Source organism: Fimbriimonadaceae bacterium, from assembly GCA_023957775.1.
In the GTDB taxonomy this organism is placed as follows: Bacteria; Armatimonadota; Fimbriimonadia; order Fimbriimonadales; family Fimbriimonadaceae; genus JAMLGR01.
In genome coordinates, this window is record JAMLGR010000027.1 from 1 (window position 1) to 6491 (window position 6491).

The following is a 6491-nucleotide window of genomic DNA, read 5'->3' on the forward strand; positions in this document are numbered from 1 at the left end:
GGCTACGGGATTGAAGAGGCTCATGGAGGGTGGCAGGCCACCGACGAACCGCCCCCGCTGGGCTTGCCATCAGACGCGCGTGCCCTCGGCTGGCGTACGATCCTCGGGGAATACCCCTACCACACGTTCGACCCCTCCCGCCCATGCTACGAGTACTACGACCCCACGCGAATCCGCACCCTGCACCGGCGCTTTGCTGACATTCACTCGCCGGACGACGCGGTCACGTTTGCCAATCAGTTCGGACTCCTGGGCACCTACCTGTATCGCGTGTCGGGTGAGGACCTCATGAACGACTGGTATGGCGAACCCCTTGAGTATTGGCTCCTTGAGGCGCAGATCATGAGAGACTTGCTCCTGATCAACGATACGTGCCGCACGGGCTCCGACGACGACAAGGTCAACCTTGGCGCAGCGTTAGCCCGCCTGGAGAATGCCCGCCGCCACTGCCTGCTCTTCACCCACCTCGACACGGGCACCCATCGTCGCCAGCCGGTTCCTCAGCGGGCAATGGCCACCGCAATCGCCATGACGAACCGCATCCTCATGGAACTGACGACCGTGTTTACCACCCTCATCCCGGGCAAGCAGTTCTCGGTTCAGCCGCTTACTCTCCATGGGGCCATCTACCTACAGTTCGCCCAAGAAGCTATTGGCGAGACTCGGCCGCCTCAGAAGTGCCCTGCGTGCGGCCGTTGGTTTACCGCCAATCATGGTCGCCGGAAATACTGCGACGACAAGTGCCGCCAGCGAGCATTTCGAAATCCAACTCGACATCGGAAGACTCCGGCCCAACACGCGGCCACCGAGCACCCAACTCGAACCTGAAAGGTGTACGCGAAGGTGTACATGGGATAAACGAGAGACCCCTCAGGCACCAAAGTGAGATATTCCAGGTTCAAAATCTGGAGCCCTCGACGAGAATCGAACCCGTGACCTCTTCTTTACCAAAGAAGTGCTCTACCTCTGAGCTACGAGGGCGTGTGGAGCTGGTGGGGAGTGTAGGATTCGAACCTACGAAGGCATTCGCCGACAGATTTACAGTCTGTTCCCATTGGCCACTCGGGCAACTCCCCAATCGCAACGCTAGTTTATACCTCGGCGGACCGCTCCGTTCCCATCACGGTGGATGCCTTCCCCCGGTTCACGCCCGTCCAGCGGGCGTGAACCGGGGATAAACCAACCACCAACCACAAACCACAAACCACAAACCACCCGTCCCGGGTATCATCGCCGAACATTTCTTGATTGTCCGAGACCAGTCCCGATGAAACGAACCTACCAACCCAACAACCGGAAGCGCAGCAAGACCCACGGCTTCCGCGTCCGCATGCGCACCACCGACGGCCAGAACGTGATCAAGCGGCGCCGTCTCAAGGGTCGGGCGCGACTGACGCATTAGAGAAGGCCTCACCAAAAGCAGATTCGACGTCGTGTTCCGTGAAGGCAAGCGCGTCGGGGGAGCCAATTGCCGCCTGATGGCCCTCCCCGGCGAAGGAAGATGCGGGATCGCAACGTCCAAAAAAATCGGCTCGAAGCCGCTTCGCAACCGTGCCAAACGACGGTTTCGCGAGAGCCTTCGGCGCAACGACCCACACGTGAACGGCAACCTCGACTACGTGTTGATCGTAACTCCGCAAGGCGCGGGGGCCGCGTTCGAAGCGATCGTCGGCGAGCTGCGAACGATGTTGGAAGCCATGGACCGGAGATGGGCAGGCGAATAGGAGTGTTGTTGATCCGAGCATATCAAAAGAGCACGCGATGGATGCCGCCGACCTGTCGGTACACCCCGAGCTGCTCGAACTACGCACTGGAATCCATCGAGCGCTACGGCCTCCTCAAAGGCGCGTGGCTCGGACTCAAACGCATCTGCCGCTGCCACCCGTTCCGGCCCGGAGGCCACGACCCCGTCCCCTAGTCTTCAAATCGAAACCATGAGCCAACCGCAACCGCCCAAGGGCAACTTCCTCACCACATTGCTGATGATGATGGTGCTGTTTCTGGGCTACAACCTGTTCTTCAACAACCAGAACAAGGCGCCCGATCCCCGCACCCCGCAGCAGATCCTCGGCGAGATGCGCACCCTGGACAAGCAGATCAAGGACCAGAGCATCGTCTCGCTCGCCGGCGTGCTTCACCGCAAAGTCGACGCGGACGTCGAGGCCAAGAAACTCACCAAGGAGCAGGGGAACAAACTCGTCGCCGAGGGCACCGTCCTCGTCGCGCACACGCAGTTCAAAGCCGCGATGCAGCGCAAGGACTTCAACCGCATGAACCAGGCGTTCATGACGTTCCAGAGCCAGCAGCACCAGCTTGAGGAGAACGGGCTGTGGACCACCTCGTTCCAAGTCCCGCCGCACAAGGATTTCCCGCGCACCGAAGTCTCCCCCAAAGCCCTGCTCGACGACATCAACGTCAACATGACCCACCTCGGGCGCACGACCCTCGTGTGGGGGCTCGTGCCGGGGTTCCAACTCATCGACTTCCTGGTGAACCTCACCGGCGCCCAGCCCGGCTTCAGCTACGCGTTCGCCGCGTTGCTGCTCGCCTTGGTCGTCCGCGCGATCATCTGGCCCATGGCGCAGAAGCAGTACATGTGGTCGCGCCAGATGTCCCAGCTCCAGCCGCTCACGGCCGAGCTGAAGAAGAAGTACACGAACCCGCAGGAGCTCAACGTCAAGGTGATGGAGCTGTACAAGGAGTACGGCATCAACCCCATGGCCGGCTGCCTCCCCGCGCTGCTGCAGATGCCCCTCTTCCTGCTCGTGTACCAGTGCATGCTGCACTACCGCTACGAATTCCAGAAGGGCACGTTCCTCTGGATCCAGCCCGACTCGGGCCTCGGCTCGTTCTTCGCCCACAATTTGGGCGAGAAGGACAACCTGCTGATCATCGTGTACGGCATCTCGATGCTCTCCACCACGCTGCTCACGCCGGTCTCGGACCCCTCCAACGTGAAGCAGCAGCGGATGATCGGCGTGGCGATGTCCGTGATGTTCACCGTGTTCATGTTCACGGGGGTCTTCCCCGTACCGGCGGCATTCGTGCTTTACTGGATAGGCACGAACGTGCTCGCCACCGCGCAAAGCCTGCGCGCCTACCGTCTTCCGCTTCCCGCACTGGTCAAGGTCAACGCTCCGGGAGGGGGCGTCTACCCGACCCAGGCGACGAACGGATCAATGAATGGGTCCACCGGGAAAACCGGCACGCCCCGCATGCACAAACCCAAGAAGAAAAAGAAGTGATGGCCAACAACACCGTCGAAACCACCGCCGCCTCGCTCGCCGAGGCCCGCAAGATCGCCGCCGAACAACTGGGCGTCGCCGAGGACACGCTGCAAGTGACCGTCCTCGACGAGTCCAAAGGCCTGTTTGGGCGCGGCCAAGTACGCATCCGCGCCGAAGCCGCCGCCGTGAAGGAGGCCGCCACCGCCGTGGTGGACGCCGAGCCGCCCGCGGAAGCCGAGAAGCCCAAAGCGCGCCGCACGCGCACCAAGAAGGTGGAAGAGCCCGTCGAAGAGGCCGCCGCCGAGCCCGAACCCGCGGCCGAAAAGCCCGCGCGCAAGGCGCGCGCGCCGCGCGCCGAGGCCAAGAGCGAGGCCGACAAGCCCGCGGACGAGCAGGACCGCGCCGAAGCCGTGGCCACCGCCAAAGACGGCAAGGCCATGCTCGCCCTGGTCGAAGAGATGCTCGCCTCGGCGGACCTCGAGATCACGGCCAAGGTCGCCGGACTCCAGGGCCGCTACGTGAACATCGAACTGGACGGCCGCGACGTCGGCCACCTCATCGGCAAGCACGGCGAGGTGCTCAACGCCTCGCAGTATCTCGCCAACATCATCGCCTCGCGCAAGTTCGACAACGGCGTCCGCATCGTGCTCGACGGCGCCAACTACCGGACCAAGCGCGAAGAGGCGCTGACCGGACTCGCCACCAAGATCGCCGAACAGGTGCTCGCGCGCGGCGAGGAAGCGGTCCTCGACGCGTTGCCCGCCTTCGAGCGGCGCATCGTGCACAAGGCCCTCTCCGAAATCGAAGGCATCACCACCTACAGCGAAGGTGAGGAGCCCAATCGCCGTGTGGTGATCGCCCCGGCCGAGTAAGGTGCCGGGAATCGGGAATCGGGAATCGGGAATCACTCAACCACCGACGCCATGTCCGCACTGAAGCCGCGCGCCCTGCAACCGGGGGATACGATTCGAATCGTGTCCCCCGCCTCGCCCCTCGCCGCGGAGAAACTCGCGAACGCCACGCGCCTCCTCGAAGACGCCGGGTACCGCGTCGACCTCGCTCCCCACACCCTGGACCGGGACGACTACCTCGCGGGAAGCGACGAGGACCGCGCGCGAGACCTCCAGGACGCGTTCGACGACCCCCAGGTCCATGGGGTCTACTGTTCGCGCGGTGGGTACGGTTGCGCGCGCATCCTTCCCCTGCTCGATCTCGACCGCATCGCCCGGTCCGGCAAACTCTTCGCGGGCTTCAGCGACATCACGACGCTCCACCTCGCCCTGAACCGGCGCGGGATGCCGACGCTGCACGCACCGATGGCCCTCACCCTGAGCACAGTGCGCGAACCCTGGGTGCACGCATCGTTCCTCGCGGGCTGGCGCGGCGAGAACACGGTTCACCCCGATGCGCCCCGTTCGTCCTCCGTCGTGGGCGGCGTCGGCGAGGGCATCGTGGTCGGCGGGTGCCTTTGCCTGCTCACCGACAGCTTGGGAACCCCGGAGGCGCTCGATGCCGAAGGAAAGATCGTGGTGATCGAGGACGTCGATGAGAACCCGCACCGCGTCGATGCGATGCTGACCCACCTGCGGGCCAGCGGCACGCTGGACCGGTGCGCGGGGATCGTGGTGGGGGAGATGACCCGCACCGACGATCGCCGCGACGAGGGAATCGGCGGCAAGCCGTGGCGCGAGATCGTGCGCGACCGGTTGGCGCCGCTGGGCATTCCGCTGGTGATCGACTTTCCCTTCGGCCACGTGCCGCAGATGATGACGCTGCCGCTCGGCGTCCGGGCCCGGCTCGACGCCGATGCCGGCACCTTGGAGTACCTGGAGTCGCCATGCGCCTGAAGACACTGCTGCTCGTGGCGCTGGCCGCCGCGGCGGCGCACGCGCAGGTGTGGGAGAAACCGCTCGCCCCCGGGCTCGTGTACCGCATGGAAGTCGACGCCTCGCTCCCGCGCATCGTGCACGCGCTGCGCTTCAGCATCGCCACGCCGGCCGTGAAAGCCTCGAGCGAGGTGGGCGAACTGCAGGTCTACTCCGAGTCGGAGTTCAAGGGACGCGAAACCATCGGCGATCTCGTGCGCCGTTCGGGCGCGCTGGCGGGGATCAACGCGGACTTCTTCCCCCCTTCGGGCGACCCGCTGGGCCTGATGGTTCGCAACGGCGAGCTGCTGAGCCTTCCACACCCCGAACGCACCGTGTTCGCTTGGGGTCCCACGGGCGCCACGTTTGGACGCGCGACCAGTTCGATGGAGTTGGATCCGGACAACGGCCCGCCCATCCCCATCGATGGGTTCAACCAGGAGTGCGGGCTCAACGACATCTGCCTGTTCAGCGAGTCTGCGGGCTTTGCCGTCACGAAGGACCCGTCGGTCGAACTCGTGCTCGATCTCAAGCGCGGCACGCTGACCCCCTCGGGGGAGGCGACCGGGACGGTTCGGTCGAAGCATGCGGGCGGCACGGCGGCGGTGTCGCCGGGCACGATGGTGCTCGCGGCGACGGGACCGAAGATGGCGCTGCTCCAGACCCTGGAGCCCGGCGCACGCGTGACGCTCAAGTGGCGGGTCGAGGGGTTCGACTGGACCAAGTACCCGAACGCCGTCGGCGGCGGTCCGGTGCTGATCCGCGACGGGAAGACGACGATCGAGAACGAGGTGGAGGGGTTCACGAAGGCGTTCACCAACAACCGGCACCCCCGATCGGCGGTGGGGCGCACGCCGGAAGGCGATCTGTGGTTCGTGGCGATCGACGGCCGGCAGTCGATGAGCGTCGGTGCGACGCTGCCGGAGCTGGCGTCGATCCTCAAGGGCCTCGGATGCGTGGACGCGGTGAACCTCGACGGCGGAGGGAGCTCGACGATGCACGTGCTGGGCGTCACGCTCAACCGACCGAGCGACGGCCGGGAGCGGGCGGTCGCCAACGGCGTTCTCTTCTTCGGCCAACCCCCGCTGGCCGACACGCGTCAACTCCGTTTGGCCGCCCCGGTGGGGCTTGCGCCGCAAGAGACGGCGGTGCTCAAAGTGTTCGGCGCCGACGGGGAGCCGATCCCGAACGTGGACGTGCTCTGGGGCGCCCAGGGCGCGGGCTGGATCGACCAAGGCGGCCTCCTGCGCGCCACCGCGGAGGGGACCGTGGAGGTCACCGTCGCCGCCCGAGGTCAGTTGCTGACGGCGAAGATCCCGGTCAAGGCCAAGTAACTAACCCCTGGGAGTGCGCGAGCTTGCTCGTCGCCCCCGCTTGGGAGTGCGCGAGCTTGCTCGTC

8 protein-coding genes and 2 tRNA genes are annotated in these 6491 nt (G+C 65.2%); 8 read left to right on the top strand and 2 right to left on the bottom strand.

The genetic code is table 11. The annotated features are described in order from the left end of the window. Positions 1–828, top strand: an 828-nt coding sequence (locus tag M9921_15790; protein MCO5298310.1) for a hypothetical protein, incomplete at its 5' end; no start/stop codon positions are given. 78 nt (positions 829–906) lie between these two features. Here the strand turns inward: M9921_15790 and M9921_15795 are convergent. Together M9921_15795 and M9921_15800 are read right to left on the bottom strand one after the other, a co-directional pair. After that, positions 907–981 (bottom strand) — tRNA-Thr (locus M9921_15795). 9 nt (positions 982–990) lie between these two features. Then, positions 991–1076: transfer RNA gene (locus M9921_15800), tRNA-Tyr, on the bottom strand. 191 nt (positions 1077–1267) lie between these two features. Between M9921_15800 and rpmH the strand changes: the two genes are divergently transcribed. From rpmH to M9921_15835, 7 genes are read left to right on the top strand one after another with little or no spacing between them, the layout of a single operon-like run. Then, positions 1268–1402 carry a 50S ribosomal protein L34 gene (rpmH, locus tag M9921_15805; protein MCO5298311.1) on the top strand — a complete coding sequence of 45 codons (135 nt, stop codon included), beginning with the start codon at positions 1268–1270 and terminating at the stop codon, positions 1400–1402. Positions 1403–1433: 31 nt separating this feature from the next. Further along, positions 1434–1724 carry a ribonuclease P protein component gene (gene rnpA, locus M9921_15810; protein ID MCO5298312.1) on the top strand — a complete coding sequence of 97 codons (291 nt, stop codon included), beginning with the start codon at positions 1434–1436 and terminating at the stop codon, positions 1722–1724. Positions 1725–1765: 41 nt separating this feature from the next. After that, positions 1766–1918: a membrane protein insertion efficiency factor YidD gene (gene yidD, locus M9921_15815; protein ID MCO5298313.1), complete on the top strand. Its 153-nt coding sequence runs from the start codon at positions 1766–1768 to the stop codon at positions 1916–1918. A gap of 16 nt (positions 1919–1934) precedes the next feature. Beyond that, positions 1935–3245 (top strand): YidC/Oxa1 family membrane protein insertase, encoded by a 1311-nt coding sequence (locus tag M9921_15820; GenBank protein ID MCO5298314.1) that lies wholly within the window; start codon positions 1935–1937, stop codon positions 3243–3245. Beyond that, complete coding sequence (locus tag M9921_15825; protein ID MCO5298315.1) at positions 3245–4099, top strand: KH domain-containing protein; 855 nt, start codon at positions 3245–3247, stop codon at positions 4097–4099. The genes M9921_15820 and M9921_15825 overlap by 1 nt, the downstream gene beginning before the upstream one ends. 51 nt (positions 4100–4150) lie before the next feature. Next, positions 4151–5074, top strand: coding sequence for an LD-carboxypeptidase (locus M9921_15830; protein ID MCO5298316.1), 924 nt, complete (start codon positions 4151–4153; stop codon positions 5072–5074). Then, positions 5065–6426, top strand: coding sequence for a phosphodiester glycosidase family protein (locus M9921_15835; protein ID MCO5298317.1), 1362 nt, complete (start codon positions 5065–5067; stop codon positions 6424–6426). Before M9921_15830 ends, M9921_15835 begins: the two co-directional genes overlap by 10 nt. Positions 6427–6491 lie beyond the last annotated feature (65 nt).